The organism is Allofournierella sp., from assembly GCF_017889395.1.
GTDB lineage: Bacteria > Bacillota > Clostridia > Oscillospirales > Ruminococcaceae > Allofournierella.
Genome location: NZ_JAGHKE010000001.1, coordinates 36,472 through 53,353, shown reverse-complemented (window position 1 = coordinate 53,353; position 16,882 = coordinate 36,472). Strand labels below are relative to the sequence as shown.

Annotated in this window: 17 protein-coding genes; 12 read left to right on the top strand and 5 right to left on the bottom strand. The window is 62.7% G+C overall.

Annotation, left to right across the window (positions count from 1 at the left end; genetic code table 11):
- A partial coding sequence (locus tag J7G73_RS00235) for an SEC-C metal-binding domain-containing protein (RefSeq protein ID WP_291244784.1) occupies nucleotides 1-1,461 on the top strand: 1,461 nt, incomplete at its 5' end.
- 125 nt (nucleotides 1,462-1,586) lie between these two features.
- Here the strand turns inward: J7G73_RS00235 and J7G73_RS00230 are convergent.
- The 5 genes from J7G73_RS00230 to J7G73_RS00210 form a co-directional block, all read right to left on the bottom strand.
- A complete protein-coding gene (locus J7G73_RS00230) occupies nucleotides 1,587-2,522 on the bottom strand; it encodes an MOSC domain-containing protein (protein ID WP_291244783.1) in 936 nt (311 codons plus the stop codon).
- Nucleotides 2,523-2,528: 6 nt separating this feature from the next.
- Nucleotides 2,529-3,494 carry a GTP 3',8-cyclase MoaA gene (gene moaA / locus J7G73_RS00225; protein ID WP_291244782.1) on the bottom strand — a complete coding sequence of 322 codons (966 nt, stop codon included), beginning with the start codon at nucleotides 3,492-3,494 and terminating at the stop codon, nucleotides 2,529-2,531.
- 119 nt (nucleotides 3,495-3,613) lie between these two features.
- On the bottom strand, nucleotides 3,614-4,306 hold the full coding sequence (locus J7G73_RS00220) for a DUF554 domain-containing protein (RefSeq protein ID WP_087292775.1): 693 nt from the start codon (nucleotides 4,304-4,306) through the stop codon (nucleotides 3,614-3,616).
- A 40-nt stretch (nucleotides 4,307-4,346) separates the two neighbouring features.
- Nucleotides 4,347-5,036, bottom strand: a complete 690-nt coding sequence (locus tag J7G73_RS00215) for a response regulator (protein ID WP_087292778.1) — start codon at nucleotides 5,034-5,036, stop codon at nucleotides 4,347-4,349.
- On the bottom strand, nucleotides 5,021-6,667 hold the full coding sequence (locus tag J7G73_RS00210) for a sensor histidine kinase (RefSeq protein WP_291244781.1): 1,647 nt from the start codon (nucleotides 6,665-6,667) through the stop codon (nucleotides 5,021-5,023). Before J7G73_RS00210 ends, J7G73_RS00215 begins: the two co-directional genes overlap by 16 nt.
- Nucleotides 6,668-6,915: 248 nt before the next feature.
- On the opposite strand from J7G73_RS00210, the gene J7G73_RS00205 reads away from it, so the two are divergent.
- The 11 genes from J7G73_RS00205 to J7G73_RS00155 all read left to right on the top strand — a co-directional run bounded on the left by J7G73_RS00205 (nucleotide 6,916) and on the right by J7G73_RS00155 (nucleotide 16,848).
- Entirely contained in the window at nucleotides 6,916-7,596 is a 681-nt protein-coding gene (locus J7G73_RS00205; protein ID WP_087184099.1) for a F0F1 ATP synthase subunit A, read from the top strand.
- Nucleotides 7,597-7,642: 46 nt separating this feature from the next.
- On the top strand, nucleotides 7,643-7,858 hold the full coding sequence (gene atpE, locus J7G73_RS00200) for an ATP synthase F0 subunit C (RefSeq protein ID WP_058963829.1): 216 nt from the start codon (nucleotides 7,643-7,645) through the stop codon (nucleotides 7,856-7,858).
- A gap of 18 nt (nucleotides 7,859-7,876) precedes the next feature.
- Nucleotides 7,877-8,368, top strand: a complete 492-nt coding sequence (atpF, locus tag J7G73_RS00195; protein WP_291244780.1) for a F0F1 ATP synthase subunit B — start codon at nucleotides 7,877-7,879, stop codon at nucleotides 8,366-8,368.
- On the top strand, nucleotides 8,365-8,880 hold the full coding sequence (atpH, locus tag J7G73_RS00190; RefSeq protein WP_087181692.1) for an ATP synthase F1 subunit delta: 516 nt from the start codon (nucleotides 8,365-8,367) through the stop codon (nucleotides 8,878-8,880). The genes atpF and atpH overlap by 4 nt, the downstream gene beginning before the upstream one ends.
- 7 nt (nucleotides 8,881-8,887) lie before the next feature.
- The gene (atpA, locus tag J7G73_RS00185; protein WP_087184097.1) at nucleotides 8,888-10,405 is read left to right on the top strand and encodes a F0F1 ATP synthase subunit alpha; all 1,518 of its coding nucleotides are present in this window, start codon (nucleotides 8,888-8,890) and stop codon (nucleotides 10,403-10,405) included.
- The gene (gene atpG, locus J7G73_RS00180) at nucleotides 10,393-11,355 is read left to right on the top strand and encodes an ATP synthase F1 subunit gamma (protein WP_087292790.1); all 963 of its coding nucleotides are present in this window, start codon (nucleotides 10,393-10,395) and stop codon (nucleotides 11,353-11,355) included. The genes atpA and atpG overlap by 13 nt, the downstream gene beginning before the upstream one ends.
- Nucleotides 11,356-11,398: 43 nt before the next feature.
- On the top strand, nucleotides 11,399-12,796 hold the full coding sequence (gene atpD, locus J7G73_RS00175) for a F0F1 ATP synthase subunit beta (protein WP_291244779.1): 1,398 nt from the start codon (nucleotides 11,399-11,401) through the stop codon (nucleotides 12,794-12,796).
- On the top strand, nucleotides 12,796-13,197 hold the full coding sequence (locus J7G73_RS00170) for a F0F1 ATP synthase subunit epsilon (protein WP_291244778.1): 402 nt from the start codon (nucleotides 12,796-12,798) through the stop codon (nucleotides 13,195-13,197). The genes atpD and J7G73_RS00170 overlap by 1 nt, the downstream gene beginning before the upstream one ends.
- 228 nt (nucleotides 13,198-13,425) lie before the next feature.
- Nucleotides 13,426-14,007, top strand: coding sequence for an RNA polymerase sigma factor (locus J7G73_RS00165; protein ID WP_087292796.1), 582 nt, complete (start codon nucleotides 13,426-13,428; stop codon nucleotides 14,005-14,007).
- Nucleotides 14,004-15,941 (top strand): PepSY domain-containing protein, encoded by a 1,938-nt coding sequence (locus J7G73_RS00160; protein ID WP_291244777.1) that lies wholly within the window; start codon nucleotides 14,004-14,006, stop codon nucleotides 15,939-15,941. The genes J7G73_RS00165 and J7G73_RS00160 overlap by 4 nt, the downstream gene beginning before the upstream one ends.
- A gap of 151 nt (nucleotides 15,942-16,092) precedes the next feature.
- Nucleotides 16,093-16,848 (top strand): AIM24 family protein, encoded by a 756-nt coding sequence (locus J7G73_RS00155; RefSeq protein WP_291244776.1) that lies wholly within the window; start codon nucleotides 16,093-16,095, stop codon nucleotides 16,846-16,848.
- Nucleotides 16,849-16,882 lie beyond the last annotated feature (34 nt).

Here is a 16,882-nt window from a genome sequence, read left to right as displayed (position 1 = left end):
GCCGAGTGCCACGCCAAGGGCCAGCCCGTTCTGGTGGGTACCGTGAGCATTGAAAAGAGCGAGACCCTGAGCAAGCTGCTCAGCCGCCAGGGCATCAAGCACAACGTGCTGAACGCCAAGAACCACGAGAAGGAAGCCGAGATCGTGGCCCAGGCTGGTAAGAAGGGCGCTGTGACCATCGCCACCAACATGGCCGGCCGTGGTACCGATATCATGCTGGGCGGCAACGCCGAATACATGGCCAAGGCCCAGCTGCGCAAGGAAGGCTTTGCCGAGGAGCTGATCGTGGAGGCTGACGGCCACGGCGAGACCGACAACGAGGACATTCTGGCCGCCCGCGCCCGCTTCAACGAGCTGCTGGCTGCCCACAAAGCCGAGATCTCCAAGGAGGCTGAAGAGGTACGCGCCGCCGGCGGTCTGTACATCATCGGCACCGAGCGGCACGAGAGCCGCCGCATCGACAACCAGCTGCGCGGCCGTTCCGGCCGTCAGGGCGACCCGGGCGCTTCCCGCTTCTTCCTGAGCCTGGAGGACGACCTGATGCGTCTGTTCGGCGGCGAGCGGGTACAGAGCCTGATGGACACCCTGGGCCTGGACGACGAGACCCCCATCGAGAACAAGATGATCACCAACACCATCGAGGGCGCCCAGAAGAAGCTGGAGGCCCAGAACTTCAGCACCCGTAAGAACGTGCTGCAGTTTGACGATGTGATGAACAAGCAGCGTGAGATCATCTACGGCCAGCGCCGCCAGGTGCTGAACGGCGAGGACCTGAAGGAAACCCTGCGCACCATGATGAAGGACAACATCGAGGGCAGCGTGGCCACCTTCTGCGCCGGTGATGATTCCTCCGCCTGGGATCTGGCCGCTCTGCGCCGCCACTACCTGGGCTGGCTGACCATGGACAGCGACCTGCACTACGAGGAGGACCAGCTCAAGAGCCTGAAGCGTGAGGACGTGAGCAAGTTCCTGCTGGATCGCGGCACCCTGATCCTGGACGGCAAGGAGAAGAAGTACGGCTCCAATATCATGCGTGAGCTGGAGCGTATGTGCCTGCTGCGCAACGTGGACACCAAGTGGATGGACCACATCGATGCCATGGACCAGCTGCGTCAGGGCATCTATCTGCGCAGCTACGGCCAGCGCGACCCCGTTGTGGAATACCGTCTGGAAGGCTTCGAGATGTTCGACGCCATGATCGATAACATCAAGGAAGACACCGTGCGCATGCTGCTGACCATCGAGCTGAAGATCCAGCCCCAGCAGCAGGCTCCCGTAGTGGAGCGCACCCAGGTTGCCAAGCCCACCGGCGACGCTGCCACCCCGGGCAAGAACGTGAAGGCCACCAGCTCTTCCGGCCCCATCAAGGTGGATAAGATCGGCCGCAACGATCCCTGCCCCTGCGGCAGTGGTCTGAAGTGGAAGAAGTGCACCTGCAAGGAGTACCATCCCGACCTGTAAGCCAGTAAAATAACCGCCCGCCGGACTCTTTCGCTTGAGTCCGGCGGGCGATTTGTTTTTGATCGTTTTTGATAAAAGAAAAGCCGCGGTTCCGGCAAGGCATCGGAACCGCGGCCTTTTTCGTTTTATTTGCGGGCGCACTCGCCGCCCTCACCCCGCATCAGGGTCAATGCGTGGGGGATTACATCCAGGAATACATCCATGCTCTCCTGCACCGCCTTGGGGCTGCCGGGCAGGTTGACGATCAGGGTCTTGCCCCGGATCACCGACACACCCCGGCTGAGCATGGCCCGGGGGGTAATCTGCATGCTGGCCGCCCGGATGGCCTCGGCAATGCCGGGCGCATTCCGCTGGGCCACTGCCATGGTGGCCTCGGGGGTCACGTCCCGGGGGGCAAAACCGGTGCCGCCGGTGGTGAGAATCAGGTCCAGCTGGCGCTGGTCGCACAGGCGGATCAGCTGCCGTTCCAGCACCGCCTGTTCATCCGCCAGCAGCAGGGCCTCCACCACCTGGTAGCCCTTTTCCTCCAGCCGCTTCACAATGGCCGGGCCGCTTTCGTCCTTCCGCTGGCCCTGGGCCCCCTTGTCGGACAGGGTGATCACCGCCGCCTGGAAGGGCCGCACACCGGTGCGCTCGGCCAGCTGCATCTCGTCGCCCACTGTGATCTCACCGCCCTCCAGCACCCGGGCGAACACGCCCTCCCGGGGCATGATGCAGTCGCCCATGGCCTTGTAGATCTGGCAGTGATTGTGGCACTCCTTGCCGATCTGGGTGATCTCCAGCAGCACGGACCCGCAGCGCAGCAGGGTGCCCACCGGCAGCGCCCGGAAGTCAAAGCCCTCCACCACCAGATTTTCACCGAAGGCCCCGTAGTCCACCTGAGCACCTTTTTCCCGGAAGGCCTGAATCTTTTCCTCGCCCAGCAGGCTCACCTGCCGGTGCCAATTGCCGCCATGGGCATCGCCCACCAGGCCCCACTCGGGGGTGAAGCAGGCCTTTTCCACCGGGTGCTTGGCCACGCCCCGGGCTTCGGACACACAAATCGCTTTTACGGTTCCCATCCTTTGTTATCCTCCGATCTGCGCCATGCGGCGGTGTTCTGTGATCTCATCGTATTTGTCAAAGCAGTGGTGGGCGGGCTTTTGCTCCACCGCCCGGGCAATGGCTGCCCGCAGCGCCTCATCCGATGCGCCGGTGCGCAGCAGCGCCCGCAGATCCACCGAGGCGTCGTAGCACAGGCAGGGCTTGAGCTGTCCGGTGCTGGTGAGCCGCAGCCGGTTGCACTGGTCGCAGAACCGGTGGCTCACCGCGTCGATCCAGCCGATGCGGCCCTGCAGTTGCCCGCTGGCCTCGTAATGGGCCGGGCCGTTGCCCCGCCGCTCGTTCACCGGGTGCAGGTCCGGCCAGCGCTCCAGCAGCAGTGCCCGGGCCCTTTGCGGCGGCAGGCCACCGCCCGCGCCGCCCTCACCGATGGGCATCAGTTCGATGAAGCGCACATCCAGCGGCCATTGTTCCGCCATTTCCGCCAGCGGCACCACCTCCGGCTCAGCGCTGGCCAGCAGCACACAGTTCAGCTTGGTGCGGATGCCCGCCGCCATGGAAGCACGCACGCCCCGCAGCACATTGTCCAGCACATCAAAGCCGGTGATGGCCGCGTAGCGGGCCGGGTCCAGCGCGTCGATGCTCACGTTCACCGCGTCCAGCCCCGCCCGGGCCAGCGGCAGTGCCAGCTCCTCCAGCAGCACCCCGTTGGTGGTCAGGGTCACCTGGCCGCAGCCCGGCAGGTTTTTCAGCTGCTCCACGAATTCCACCGCGCCCCGGCGCACCAGCGGCTCGCCGCCGGTGACCTTGAAGTTGCAGATGCCCAGGCTGATGGCCGCCCGCGCCGCCCGCAGAATCTCCTCATAGCGCAGGATCTCCGGATGGGGCACAAAGTCCGCCCCATCCGGCATGCAGTACCGGCAGCGCAGATTGCACCGGTCGGTAAGTGAGATCCGCAGATAGTCAATGCTGCGGCCGTAACGATCCTTCATCGGGTCGATTCCCCTTTCCCGCGCCGGGCAGACCTCTCCCGGGCGGCTTCCTTATATTTTAATAAATATAACGCCTTTTATTAAAAAAGTCAATGAACGCCCGGCCCGCCGGGTGGTCCTCACAGGCCCAGTGCCTGCAGGACCACCACCGCGGCGGCGCTCACCGCCAGAGCGGGCAGATAGTTCAGGGTTTTGATCTGCTTGATGCCCAAGATTCCCAGGCCGGAGCTGAAGATCAGCGCGCCGCCCACCAGACTCAGCTCGGTGAGCAGTTCCGTGGTCACATAGGGGGCAATCGCGCCGGACAGCAGATAGATGGCCCCCTGCCAGCAGAAGAGCACAAGCGCCGCCAGCGCGATGCCGATGCCGAAGGTGGAGGCCAGCACTGTGGAGGTGATGCCGTCCAGCACGGCATTGGTGAACAGATAGGTATTGTCGCCCTGCAAGGCGCTCTGCATGGGGCCCAGAATGCTCAGGGTCCCGGCGCAGAACAAAAGAATAGCGGTGGAAAGCCCCTTGCCCAGCTCGCTGCCGCCCGCCAGCGGCAGCTTGTCCACCGCCTTCTGGAATAGGCTGTCCAGCGAGATGGCGGTGCCCAGCACGCCGCCCACGGCCAGACTCACGATGAACAGCACCGAGTAACGGCTTTCGGGCATGGCCTGCACCACCGAGTTTACCCCCAGCAGGGTGGCCGCCAGACCCATGCCGTTCATCAGGGCCTCCTTGTAGCGTTCACCCAGGCCGCTTTTCAGCCGGCTGCCCACCAGACTGCCCGCCAGAATGGTGGCTGTGTTTGCAATGGTTCCGATCATATTGCTCTCTCTTCCCTCCCCGATTTGTTTGCCCCCGCGCTCAGTCCCGCAGTGTATAGATCACGCTGGGCCGCCCGCCGGTGGAGTAGTCCACCCGGGAATCGGCCCGGCCGCTTTCCGCCAGGTAATGCACATAATGCCGGGCAGTCACCGCCGAAAAGCCGGTCTTCATGGCCAGCTGCTCGCAGGTAAGGCCCTGGGGGTTTTCCCGCAGGCAGGTGCACACAGCCTCCAGCGTTTTGGGCTGCAGGCCCTTGGGCAGCGGCTTCTCCTCCGGCTTGTCCTCTGCCGGGACCACAGCGGCGCCCCGGTGCAGCAGCTCGTCCAGCTGCTGCTGGTTCACGCTTTGGGCACGAATGGCCTGCCTGCGCCGGTCAAAAGCGTCCAGCGCCTGGCAGAACCGCTCATATTCAAAGGGCTTGACCAGGTAATCCACCACACCCAGCCGCATGGCCGCCTCCACGGTGGCGGTGTCGCTGGCGGCGGTGATCATGATCACATCGGTGCTCACCCCGGCCGCCCGCAGTTGGCGCAGCACATCCATTCCGTCCATCCGGGGCATGTACATATCCAGGATCACCAGATCCGCCGGGTGGCTGCGCAGGTATTCCAGCGCGGCCCGGCCATCCGGGCATTCCCGGCACACCTGAAAGCGCGGGTCCTTTTCGGTATAGCGGCGGTTGAGCATGGCCACCATGGGGTCATCCTCCACGATCACAACCTGGTACAATCTCTCTCCTCCTTTTCCTGCTTATCCTCTGTATTCTCTTCCTGGGGCGGGATGTGGATGGTGAAGGTGGTACCCAGCCCCACCACCGATTCCACCCGCACATCGCCGCCGTAGGCCTGCACGATGCTCTGCACCAGCGCAAGACCGGTGCCCCGGCCCTGACCCTTGGTGGAAAAGCCCTGCTCAAACATCCGCTGCTGTACCTTGGGCGGAATGCCGCAGCCGGTGTCCTCCACGCAGATGAGCAGGCCCTGTGCCTCCTCCTGAATGCAGACCTCCACCTCCCGCACCGCGCCGTCCGCCACATTCTTGAAGGAATCGAAGGCGTTCTCGATCAGGTTGCCCAGCAGCGAGATCATGGCGTCGGTGGGCAGGCAGCGGCTGCCGTGGGGGTAGTGGCTGGAGGCATCCAGCCGGAAGACCACCCGCAGCTCCTGGGCACGGCTGAGCTTGCCGATGAGCAGCGCCGCCACCGCGGGCTCCTGGATGCGGCCGGTGATACCGCCCATGGACTGGGCCCGCACCTTGGTCAGCTCCAGCACATAGCGCTCGGCCTCCTTGTATTCCTCCAGCTGCAGAAGGCCCAGAATCACATGCAGCTTGTTCATAAATTCGTGGGTGTTGGCCCGCAGCGCCTCCACCACGTGGTTCACGCCGGTCAGGTCCTCGGCCAGGCGCACCATCTCGGTGCGGTTGCGGAAGATGGCCACCGCGCCCACGGTGCGGCCGTTTTTCACAATGGGCATCCGGTCCGCCAGAATCTTCACATGCACCAGCGATTTGAGGGGCACATTGTATTCCGCCTTACCGCTGTGCAGCACCCGGTCCAGGGTGCTGGCCGAATAGACCTGATGCAGCGGCTGGCCCACCGCCTCATCCACCGACAGCTCCAGCATCTGCTTGGCCGCCGCATTCAGATAAATGATGCGCTCGTTTTCGTCAATGGCCATTACGCCCTCTTCCAGCGCATCCCAGATATCCGCCCGCTGGACCATCAGCCGGTACAGGTCCTCGGGCTCATAGCCCGCCAGCTCGCTTTTGATGTAGCGGGCCAGCCGCCGGGCCCAGAAGCCGCCGATGCACAGCGCCACCGCCGCAATGAGCAGGTACTGCAGCACGGTCCCGGCCACCATCCAGTATACCGACCGCATGTAGACCCCCACCACCGCATAGCCCCGCAGGTTGCCCTCCTGATCAAAGACCTTGGCGCAGGCGCAGCGCTCCATACCGTTTTCGGTCTCGCCCTCCTGCAGAAAAACCGGGTCGGTCCTGCTCGGGTCCGGCTGGACCACTCCCTGCAGCCCGCTGCGGGTGCTTGCCCCGGCCAGCATGGAGCCCTCCGTATCGATGACCACCGCCACGTCCAGGTCGTTCACCCGGCGCACCACCTGCTGCAGCAGCGCCGTGACCGACTGATCGCTGCCGCCCTCCAGCAGCCCCCGCACATCCTGGGTGCGGGCCAGCAGATAGGCCACATCCATCATGCTCCGGTCCATCATCTGGTGGCTGGAGCGCAGGTTCAGCCACAGGCTGCTGCCCATGGCAATGAGCACCGTGAGCACGATCACCATCACGCTCAGAGTGACCAGCTGAGCATTCAGGGTCTTTTTCAGATGAGCAAGCAGTTTCACGGCCGGTCCCCCTCCCCTATTTCAGGCGATATATGTAATATGATAGCACATTTTCCCCCCTGCGCCAAATGCTCCGCCGGAGCAGAGAGCATCTTTCGTACAGGTTTTCCACAATGAAAACAACTGTTGTGCAAACCGCCAACCATATTTTTCAAAGACGCTTTTTTTACTTTTTTTACTTTCGTAAGCCTTACACTTCCGGGGCGTTTGTCATAGAATAGGCAGGTACCGAAAAGGGGGGAGATTTATTGGATATCAAGGAAGAACTCATCGAAGCGCTGCAACCGAAAACCGCCTTTGAGATCCCGCTGTTCGGCGGAATCCCGGTGCCGGAATCCGCACTCAACAGCTGGATTCTCATCGCGCTCTTCACCATTTTCTGCATCTGGCTGACCCACGGCATGAAAAAGGTGCCCGGCCGCCGGCAGATGGTGGCGGAAATTCTGGTTGGGTTCATCAACAACTTCTGCAAGGACAACCTGGGCGAACACTGGCGCACCTTTGCGCCCTACATTGGCACCATGGGCATCTATCTGGTGCTGGCGAACCTGTCCGAGTTCATCGGCCTCACGCCGCCCACCAAGGACCTGAACGTGACCGCCGGTCTGGCTTTTCTGGCAGTTCTGCTGATCTACGGCTCCAGCTTCCGCATCAAGGGCCTGAAGGGCGGCCTGCACAAGTTTGTGGAGCCCTCGCCCATCGTGGCGCCGCTGAACATTCTGGAGATCGGCATCCGGCCGCTGTCGCTGTGTATGCGACTGTTCGGCAACGTGTTCGCAGCCTTCATCATCATGGAGCTGGTGAAGATGCTGGTTCCCATTGCAGTGCCCATTCCCCTGAGCCTTTACTTTGACGCATTCGACGGTATCATTCAGGCGGTGGTGTTCGTGTTCCTCACGACCCTGTTCCTGAGTGAAGCCATTGAATAAAACCATCTTACTTTAAAAATGTATTGAATTTTAGGAGGAACTTATTATGACTACCGCTTTTGCTGCCGCTATCGCCGTTCTGGTTGGCCTGGGTGCCGGTATCGGCATTGGTTTTGCCACCGCCAAGTCCAACGAAGCCATCGCCCGTCAGCCTGAGGCTGCCAGCAAGATCAGCAGCAACCTGCTGCTGGGCTGCGCCCTGGCCGAGGCCACCGCGATCTACGGCTTCCTGATCGCTATCCTGCTGATCTTCATGCAGTAATCGAGGGGGCGATGAGCCGTGTCGATTTTAAATCTTAATGCAGAGATCGTTTATGTGTTCATCAACCTGGCGATCCTGCTGGTCTTGATGAAGATCTTTTTGTTCGGACCGGTCACCAAAATGCTGGACGAGCGGTCCAAGGAAATTGCCGACACCATCGACGGCGCCAACGCCAAAATGGAGCAGGCCGAGCAGAGCCGTCAGGAGTATGAGGCTCAGCTGCTGAACGCCAAGAAAGAGGCCCAGGACATTGTGGACGCGGCCAAAAAGCGCGGTCAGCAGGAGTACGAGGCTCAGCTGGCCAAGGCCCGGGACGACATCGCCCACATGCAGGCCGATGCTCAGAAGCAGGCCCAGGCCGACCGTGACGCCCTGCTGGAGGGCGCCCGCCAGGAGATCGCCATGCTGGCGTTGCTGGCTGCCTCCAAGGTGTCGCAGCAGAAGATGAACAGCCAGGCCGACCGGGATATGGTCAACGCCTTCCTGGCTGAAGTGGAGGAGACCGCATGAGCCTGACTGCCGCCCGTTATGCGAGCGCTTTGTATCAGGCCGGCTGCACCGAGGACGAGCTGCGCGACACCGCGCAGCTCATTCTGGAAAATAAGCCCCTGCTGGAAGCGCTGGTCAGCCCGGCGGTCCGCTTGGAGGAAAAGCAGGCGGTACTGCGCCGCCTGCCCTTCGCAAGCTGCCCGGACCGGCTGATGCATTTTTATGAACTGCTGGCAAAAAAGGGCCGCTTTGCCCTGCTTGCCGATATCGTATATGAATATCATCTGCTCACGCTGGCCGCTGCCAACCAGACGGTTTGCGTGATGCGCTGCGCCCAGATGCCGGACGAGGCCATGGTGGTGGACATTGCCAAGGCCATGTGCCGCCGCCACGGCCGCGACGGCGTGGAGATGCAGGTGATCGTTGATCCGTCCCTGGTGGGCGGCTTCGTCCTGGAGATCGACGGGACGACCTATAACAAGAGTGTGAGCGGGCAGCTGCATCGTTTGGCGCGCCGCCTGCAAGAGAGGTGAAGCCACAGTGAATCAATCCGAAGAGATCATTTCCATTCTCCGCCAGGAGATTGAAGCATACGACAGCCGCGCCACCCACGAAGAGACCGGCACCGTGATCGAGATCGGCGACGGCATTGCCACCGTGTACGGCCTGGACAAGGCGGTTTACGGTGAGCTGGTGGAATTTGAGACCGGTGCCAAGGGCATCGTTCTGAACCTGGAGCGGGACAGCGTGGGCGTTGTTCTGCTGGGCAGCGAAGAGGGCCTGGCCGAGGGCAGCGTGGTCAAGCGCACCGGCCGTGCGGCGGATGTTCCCGCCGGTGAGGCCATGATCGGCCGCACCCTGAACGCCCTGGGCGAGCCCATCGACGGCCTGGGCGCCATCGAGGCTGCCGCCCGCATGCCCATCGAGCGCGAGGCCTCCGGCGTTGTGAGCCGCGAGCCCGTAAACGTTCCCCTGCAGACCGGTATTCTGGCCATCGACTCCATGGTGCCCATCGGCCGCGGCCAGCGCGAGCTGATCATCGGCGACCGCCAGACCGGCAAGACCGCCATCGCGGTGGATACCATCCTGAACCAGAAGGGCAAGGATGTGATCTGCATCTATGTTGCCATCGGCCAGAAGGCCTCCACCGTGGCCCAGCTGCGCAACAACTTTGTGAAGTACGGCGCCATGGACTACACCATCATCGTGTCCAGCCCGGCCAGCGAGCCTGCCCCCCTGCAGTACATCGCTCCCTACTCCGCCACTGCCATCGGCGAGTATTTCATGTCCAAGGGCAAGGACGTGCTGATCGTTTACGACGATCTGTCCAAGCACGCGGTTGCCTACCGTGCCCTGAGCCTGCTGCTGCACCGCAGCCCCGGCCGTGAGGCCTACCCCGGCGACGTGTTCTACCTGCACAGCCGCCTGCTGGAGCGCTCCTGCCGCTTGACCAAGGAATACGGCGGCGGCTCCATGACCGCTCTGCCCATCATCGAGACCCAGGCGGGCGACGTTTCCGCCTACATCCCCACCAACGTGATTTCCATCACCGACGGCCAGATCTATCTGGAGAGCAGCCTGTTCTTCGCAGGCCAGCGCCCCGCCGTGAACGTGGGCCTTTCCGTGAGCCGTGTGGGCGGCAGCGCCCAGACCAAGGCCGTGAAGAAGACCGCCGGTACCCTGCGTATCGACCTGGCCCGCTTCCGCGAGCTGGAGGTGTTCACCCAGTTCAGCTCTGACCTGGATAAGGCCACCCAGACCGCTCTGGACCACGGCAAGCAGCTGATGGAGATCCTCAAGCAGCCGCTGTACCATCCCATGAGCGTGAGCCGCCAGGCGGTCATCCTGTACATCTCCACCGGCAGCCTGCTGGCGGACGTGCCTCTGGCCAAGTCCCGCGAGGTGGCTCAGGGCTTTGTGGACTACCTGGAAAACACCCAGCCCCAGCTGCTGGAAGAGATCGAATCCACCGGCGCGCTTTCCGCCGCTGTTGCCGAGAGCATCCGCGCCGAATTGGATGCCTATAAGGGACAGGTGAGCGCGCAATGGCAAGCATAAAAGAGATCCGTACCCGCATCAAGAGCGTGGATCAGACCCTGAAGATCACCAATGCCATGTATCTGATCTCCTCCTCCAAGATGCGCAAGGCCCGCCAGCAGCTGAATGGCGTGGAGCCTTACTTCCAGAAGATTCAGGATACCATTGCAGATATTCTGTATCACTCCGAGGAATTCCGGCATCCCTTCATGGACACCCGCCCCGGGAAAAAGAAGCGCACGGTGGGCTACATTGTGATCACCGGCGACAAGGGCCTGGCGGGCGCTTACAACCACAACGTGCTCAAGCTGGCCGAGGAAAAGCTGGCCGCCACCGAGAACCCGGTCCTGTTTGTGATCGGTCAGGTGGGCCGGGCCTACTTTTCCGGCAAGAACGTGAACGTGGACGGCGAGTTCCTTTACACCGCTCAGGACCCCACCGTGACCAGAGCGCGGGACATCAGCGACACCATGGTGGACCTGTTCCTGCGCGGCCAGCTGGACGAGGTGCATGTGATCTACACCGAGATGGTGAACCCCGTGCTGATGCGGCCCGCCACCTACCAGCTGCTTCCCCTCACCCGGGAGCAGTTCGCCCACAAGGAAGCCCAGTACACCGCCGGCCAGTACAACCGGCAGGTGGTGTACGTTCCCTCCGAGCACAAGGTCATGGATAAGATCGTGCCCGGTTACCTGAAGGGCGTGCTCTTCGGCTGCCTGGTGGAATCCTTCTGCAGCGAGCAGAATGCCCGCATGACCGCCATGGATTCCTCCACCAAAAATGCCCGCGAGATGATCCGCACCCTTTCGCTGGAATACAACCGGGCCCGACAGACCGCCATTACCCAGGAGATCACCGAGATCGTGGGCGGCGCCCAGCAAAAGGGCGGCAAGGTCCGCCCCGAGCGCCGCATGCAGCCCGCGCTTACCCTGCTGGTGAGCGCCGACGGCAGCGTGCTGAAACGCTCCTGATCCTTTTCTTCTATTGTTCGATATTTGAAAGCGAGGAACCGATATGCAAAACAAAGGCACCATCGCACAGGTTCTGGGCCCCATTGTGGACGTTGAGTTCAAGGACGGCAAGCTGCCCGCCATCAACGATGCCCTGACCGTGCAGCTGAACGGCGCCGAGCAGGTCATGGAGGTCGCCCAGCATGTGGGCGGCAACACCGTGCGCTGCATCATGCTCAGCCCCAGCGAGGGCCTGGGCCGCGGCGTGGAAGTGACCGCCACGGGCGCACCCATCGAAGTGCCCGTGGGCGAAAAATGCCTGGGCCGCATGTTCAACGTTCTGGGCCATGCCATCGACGGCCGCGAGGAAGTGACCGACTCCGAGAAGTGGTCCATCCACCGCGAGCCCCCCAAGTTCGTGGATCAGAGCCCCGTGGTTCAGATCCAGGAGACCGGCATCAAGGTCATCGACCTGCTGGCCCCCTACGCCCGCGGCGGTAAGATCGGCCTGTTCGGCGGCGCGGGCGTTGGCAAGACCGTGCTGATCCAGGAGCTGATCCGTAACATCGCCACCGAGCACGGCGGCTACTCCATCTTCACCGGCGTGGGCGAGCGTACCCGTGAGGGCAACGACCTGTGGCGCGAGATGAGCGAGTCCGGCGTTCTGGAGAAGACCGCCCTGGTCTTCGGCCAGATGAACGAGCCCCCGGGAGCCCGTATGCGCGTTGCTCTGACCGGTCTGACCATGGCCGAGTACTTCCGCGATCAGGAAAAGCGGGACGTGCTGCTGTTCATCGACAACATCTTCCGTTACGTGCAGGCCGGCAGCGAGGTTTCCGCCCTGATGGGCCGTATGCCCAGCGCCGTGGGCTACCAGCCCACCCTGGCCAACGAGGTCGGCGCGCTGCAGGAGCGAATCACCTCCACCAAGAACGGCGCCATCACCAGCGTGCAGGCCGTTTACGTGCCCGCCGATGACCTGACCGACCCCGCGCCCGCCACCACCTTCACCCATCTGGACGCCACCACCGTGCTGAGCCGTAAGATCGTGGAGCAGGGCATCTACCCCGCTGTGGACCCCCTGGAGTCCACCAGCCGTATTCTGGAGCCCGATGTAGTAGGCCAGCGTCATTACAACGTGGCCCGCGGCGTGCAGGAGCTGCTGCAGCGCTACAAGGAGCTGCAGGACATCATCGCCATTCTGGGCATGGAAGAGCTGGGCGAAAACGACAAGAAGACCGTGGAGCGGGCCCGCCGCATCCAGCAGTTCTTCAGCCAGCCCTTCTTCGTGGCCGAGCAGTTCACCGGCCTGCAGGGCAAATATGTGCCCCTGGCCGAAACCATCAACAGCTTCGAGGCCATTCTGGGCGGCGAGCTGGATCAGTACCCCGAGACCGCGTTCTCCAACGTGGGCACCGTGGACGACGTGCGTGAGAAGGCCCGGGCACAGGGGGCGATCTGATGGCTGACCTGTTTCTGGAGATCATCACCCCCGAGCGCCAGTTCTACATCGGCCCAGCCCAGGAACTGGTCATCCCCGCCATCGACGGCCTGTACGGTGTGCAGCCGGGCCATGAGCCCGCTGTGACCGCCATGGAGCCGGGCGAACTGCGGTATAAGGTGGACGGTGAGTGGCACGTTGCCGCCATCGGCCAGGGCTTTGTGGAGATCATGCCCGAGCGTGCCATCGTGCTGGTGAGCACCGCCGAAAAGCCCGAGGAGATCGACGCCAAGCGCGCCGAGGAAGCCAAGGAGCGCGCCGAGGAGCGCCTGCGCCAGAAGAAGAGCGTGGAGGAGTATTACCGCTCCCAGGCTGCTCTGGCCCGCGCCATGGCCCGCCTGAAGGTGTCCGGCCGACGCTGATCTCTTTTCCCCTTATTTTCTTAGCTGTTTCCTTCTTCATTCTGTTTTGCCCCGCAGGGCGGCCCGGATGGGCTTCCCTGCGGGGTCTTTTTTTGCGCTTGCCAAGGCTGTGCGGCCCATTCTATAATAAGAACAGAAATGGTTTTTCCCATTTTTTAAAAATTTTTTGAAAGCAGTGCAATAAACGTTTTGTTCCGTGCATTACTAGAACGACAGGAGACAACGGATATGATGCTTGTGCTTGGCGCAATGGCCCAGGAGGCCCGTGCCGCGAACCCCAGCGAAGAGCTGGAGGCGCTGCTCAGCGGCATTGCCGCGGGCAGCCGGGAGGATCTGGCCGAACTTTACCGCCGTACCCGGGCGGCGGTGTACGGCCTGGCTCTCTCTTACCTGAAAAACGGCGCGGAGGCCGAGGATGTGGCCCAGGATACCTTCGTGAAGGTGTGGGCCGCTGCTCCCTCCTACCGGCCCCAGGGCAAGCCCATGGCCTGGCTGCTCACCATCGCCCGGAATCTGGCACTGGGGCGGCTGCGCACCGCGGCCCGCATCCAGGATCTTTCCGAGGCCCAGTGGTCCGCCTTTTCCATCGAGAGCGACACCCTCACCGCCGACGACCGCACCGTGCTGGGCGCGGCGCTGGGGCGCCTTTCCGATGAAGAGCGGCACATCGTGGTGCTGCACGCGGTCTGCGGGCTCAAGCACCGGGAGATCGCCCAGTTTCTGGATCTGGCGCTGCCCACCGTGCTTTCCAAGTATCACCGGTCCCTGAAAAAGCTGAAAACCATTCTGGAAGGAGATGACGCGCAATGACCGACCGCAATGTGGAACAGGCGCTGCGCACCGCTTTGGAACACGCGGCACCAAACGACGTGGAAAGCGTTCTCCTTCGCTGTGATGACCGGAAAGGAAACGTGATCCCCATGACGAATCAGAATCCTGAAAAGAAAAACCGCAAGCCCCTGCGTCTGGCCGCTCTGGCCGCTGCCGCCTGCCTGGTGCTGGCCATTGGCGGAGGTTCCATCTATTACAATCAGTCTCAGACCGCCGCGTCCATCGTCTCGCTGGATGTGAACCCCAGCATCGAGCTGGTACTCAACCGCCACGAGCGGGTGCTGCGGGCCACCCCCCTCAACGAGGATGCCGCCGCTGTGCTGGACGGCATGGACCTGACCGGCTCCACCCTGGATGTGGCGGTGAACGCGCTGATGGGCTCGCTGCTGAAAAACGGCTACGTGGATGAGCTGGCCAATTCCATCCTCATCACCGTGGAGGACGACAACGCCGCCCGCGCCTCTCAGCTGGAAAGCCAGCTCACCGAGACGGTGAACGCGGTGATGACCTCCAGCTCCATCAACGGGGCCATCCTGAGCCAGGTGGTAAGCCAGGATCAGGACCTGCAGGCCAAGGCCGACGAATACGGCATCTCGCTGGGCAAGGCCCAGCTGATCCAGCAGCTGGTGGACCAGAACCCCACCCTCACCTTTGAGAGTCTGGCCGGCCGGACCGTGAACGATCTGAATCTGCTGCTCTCCAGCCAGGGAACCACCCTCACCGCCGTGACCTCCACCGGCCGTGCCAGCGACGGCGGCTACATCGGCACCGAGGTGGCCAAGAACGCCGCCCTGGCCCACGCGGGCCTGACCGCCGACCAGGTGACCGTGTCCAAGGTGGACTTTGACATGGAGGACGGCCGGATGGTCTATGAGGTGGAATTCTGGGCCGGGAACGTGGAATACGAATACGATGTGGACGCCACCACCGGCGAGATCGTGAAGAATCGCACCGAGCGCTACACCGCCGCCGCGGGCCAGAGCGCTTCCATTGATGAAGCTGCCGCCAAGGCCGCCGCTCTGAACGCCTTTGGCCTGAGCGAGGACCAGGCGGAGGGCATCCTGGTAATCCCCAGCTACGACGACGGACGCTTTGTGTACAAGGTGAAATTCTGGACCGGCAGCACCGAATACTTCTGCGCGGTGGACGGCGCGGGCCAGATTCTGAAGAGCGAGAAGGAGGAGCACTCCTCCTCCGGCGCAGCCGCTTCCAGCAGCACTGACGTGGGTCTGGAGGCCGCCAAGGCCGCTGCCCTGAAGCACGCGGGCCTTTCCGCCGATCAGGTGACCGGTCTGACCGCCAAGCTGGACTGGGACGACGGCCAGCGGGTGTATGAGGTGGAGTTCTGGCAGGGCAGCACCGAATACGAATATGAGATCAATGCGGACGGCACCGTGCGCCAGTATGAGTCCGAGGCACATGCCGCCCCCACTGCCATCACCGCCAAGCCCGGCACCAGTACCAGCATCGGCAGCAGCACCACCGGCACCGACATCGGTGAGTCCGGCGCCAAGGCCGCCGCGCTCGGCGCCGCTGGCCTGACCGAGGATAAGGTCCAGAACCTGTACATCGAGCGGGACTGGGACGACGGCCGCGTGGAATACGAGGTAAAATTCCTTGCCGGTACCACCCAGTATGAGTACGAGATCGACGGCTCCACCGGCAGTATTCTGAAGGGCGAAAACAAGGCGCTTGCCTCCGGCGGCTCCTTCATCAGCGCCGATGACGCGCTGGCCAAGGCCCTGAGCCACGCCGGGCTGGACCGGTCCGCCATTCGGGAGCTGGAAATGGACAGCGATCTGGACGACAGCACCCCCCATTATTCCATCGAATTCAAATCCGGAAATCTGGAATATGACTACGAGATCAGCGCCACCGACGGTGCGATCCTGAAGGTTGAAACAGACAACTGAATTTACGCAAAACAGCCGCAGCAGTACGCTGCGGCTGTTTTGTTTTGGTAAAAAATTCCCAAAATCTCTTCCCGCTGACTGCCTTGCGTGGTATAATGGCCACAAATACACGGCATTTTTTGCGCCGTTGCAACAGCAAGGAGGTTCTACCATGGTCACATTCAATAATCTGCTGAATAACCCCAACATTCTCACCGCAGCCCAGCTGGGCGGCATGCGGGTGCTGGAATACGAGAAGGACCTGAGCGTCCGGCCGGACAACGCCATCGCCAGCTACTACGCTTCCGAGATGAACGTGCGCCGCCGCCAGCTGCTGCTGGAGCTGAAGGGCGACAGCTACGTGGTGCAGGCCGGGGCCATGCAGTGGATGAGCGGCGCGGTGGAAGCCACCTCCGGCATCAAGGGCGTGGGCGATCTGCTGGGCAAGGCGCTGGCCTCCAAGGCCACCAAGGAGAGCGCGGTGAAGCCGGAATACAAGGGCACCGGCCACCTGATGCTGGAGCCCACCTACAAGCACATCATCCTGCTGGATGTGGGCCAGTGGGACGGCCTGGTGCTGGACGACGGCCTGTTTTTGGCCTGCTCCGGCTCGGTGCAGCAGAAGGTGGTGGCCCGCTCGAACCTGTCCAGCGCGGTGCTGGGCAACGAGGGCCTGTTCAACCTGTGCCTGCGGGGCGCGGGTGTGGCGGCGCTGGAAAGCCCGGTGCCCCGCGGCGAGCTGATCGAGTTCAAGCTGGACAACGACCAGCTGCGCATCGATGGCAACATGGCCATTGCCTGGTCCTCCACGTTGAACTTCACGGTGGAAAAATCCACCCGCAGCCTGATCGGCTCCGCGGTTTCCGGCGAAGGACTGGTGAATGTTTACCGGGGCACCGGCACAGTGCTCATGGCCCCGGTGGTCTGATTTCGGCCCAAACTCCGCAATACCGCAATACATA

Excerpts from the sequence above, each read along its gene's own strand:
- J7G73_RS00230 (WP_291244783.1), bottom strand. The coding sequence starts at position 2,522 with ATGGGAACCGTAAAAGCGATTTGTGTGTCCGAAGCCCGGGGCGTGGCC.
- moaA (WP_291244782.1), bottom strand. The coding sequence starts at position 3,494 with ATGAAGGATCGTTACGGCCGCAGCATTGACTATCTGCGGATCTCACTT.
- J7G73_RS00220 (WP_087292775.1), bottom strand. The coding sequence starts at position 4,306 with ATGATCGGAACCATTGCAAACACAGCCACCATTCTGGCGGGCAGTCTG.
- atpE (WP_058963829.1), top strand. The coding sequence starts at position 7,643 with ATGACTACCGCTTTTGCTGCCGCTATCGCCGTTCTGGTTGGCCTGGGT.
- atpH (WP_087181692.1), top strand. The coding sequence starts at position 8,365 with ATGAGCCTGACTGCCGCCCGTTATGCGAGCGCTTTGTATCAGGCCGGC.
- atpG (WP_087292790.1), top strand. The coding sequence starts at position 10,393 with ATGGCAAGCATAAAAGAGATCCGTACCCGCATCAAGAGCGTGGATCAG.
- atpD (WP_291244779.1), top strand. The coding sequence starts at position 11,399 with ATGCAAAACAAAGGCACCATCGCACAGGTTCTGGGCCCCATTGTGGAC.
- J7G73_RS00170 (WP_291244778.1), top strand. The coding sequence starts at position 12,796 with ATGGCTGACCTGTTTCTGGAGATCATCACCCCCGAGCGCCAGTTCTAC.
- J7G73_RS00165 (WP_087292796.1), top strand. The coding sequence starts at position 13,426 with ATGATGCTTGTGCTTGGCGCAATGGCCCAGGAGGCCCGTGCCGCGAAC.
- J7G73_RS00160 (WP_291244777.1), top strand. The coding sequence starts at position 14,004 with ATGACCGACCGCAATGTGGAACAGGCGCTGCGCACCGCTTTGGAACAC.
- J7G73_RS00155 (WP_291244776.1), top strand. The coding sequence starts at position 16,093 with ATGGTCACATTCAATAATCTGCTGAATAACCCCAACATTCTCACCGCA.